The sequence below is a fragment of the Mesorhizobium sp. M7A.F.Ca.CA.001.10.2.1 genome (assembly GCF_003998575.1).
Lineage (GTDB): Bacteria > Pseudomonadota > Alphaproteobacteria > Rhizobiales > Rhizobiaceae > Mesorhizobium.
Genome location: NZ_RZQY01001170.1, coordinates 1 through 846, shown reverse-complemented (window position 1 = coordinate 846; position 846 = coordinate 1). Strand labels below are relative to the sequence as shown.

Sequence of the window (846 nt, the reverse complement as noted above, 5' to 3'; positions counted from 1 at the left end):
CCTTGAAGTCGGGGTTCTTGTCCAGCACCTTCATGATGCCGGCATATTGGTAGAGGCTCGACGAATTGGCCTGGTCGCCTTGCACCAAACCGAGCTTCTTGGAGGAGTTCGGTCCGCAGCCCTTGATCGCCGCTTCGGCCTCGAGCTGGCCGAGCCGGTCCCAGTCGCTGCCGACAAAGGCGTCGGCGGGGAAATTGGCCGGATTGTCGACCAAAATCACATAGGTGCCGGCGGCTTGCGCCTTCTTCATCAGCTTGGCATAGGAATTGAGGTCCGGCGAATGGATGATCAGCACATCCGGCCTGGTGTCCGACGAGATCGCGTCGGTGATCGCTTGCGCGCCGGCGTCGACGACCCAGTTCGGATCGCGTGTCTCGAAGGTGCCGCCCCAGGCTTCGACTTCCTTCTTCAGGAAATGCGTCCAGCCCTGTGCCAGGTCGAAACCCATCGCCATCGGCACCAGCATGACGCGCTTGCCCTTGAGCGCCTGTGCGTAAGCCGCCGGGCCAGGATCGTCGGCGGCAAAGGTTGGCGCCACGAAGGCGGTAACGGCAAGCGCCGTGGCCGCTGCCATGAGTGTTCTGATCAGTTTCATGTCACATCCTCTGGTTTGGTTTTGTTATCAGCGGCCGGCCCCAACCGTCCGCCGCAGTTCAGGTACTAAATGTCACCCTGCTGGGCGGTCTGTTCGTCACGTGGGTTGATGATGCCGTCGACGATGATGGCGCCGAGCAGGATCGCGGCCTTGATCAGGTTCTGGTAGAGCAGCGGGATGTCGATGATGGTCATGGCGTTGAGCAGGATGCCGATCAGCGCCGCCCCCACCAATACGTTGCGCACCCCGCC

The 846-nt window shown here is 61.8% G+C and carries 1 protein-coding gene and 1 pseudogene; both read right to left on the bottom strand.

What is annotated here, in order from left to right; all coding sequences use genetic code 11:
• Window positions 1-595: substrate-binding domain-containing protein (locus EN964_RS35930; protein WP_164776521.1), on the bottom strand; the 595-nt coding region annotated here is incomplete at its 3' end.
• A 65-nt stretch (window positions 596-660) separates the two neighbouring features.
• A pseudogene (locus EN964_RS35925) lies at window positions 661-846 on the bottom strand (ABC transporter permease); the annotation flags it as partial.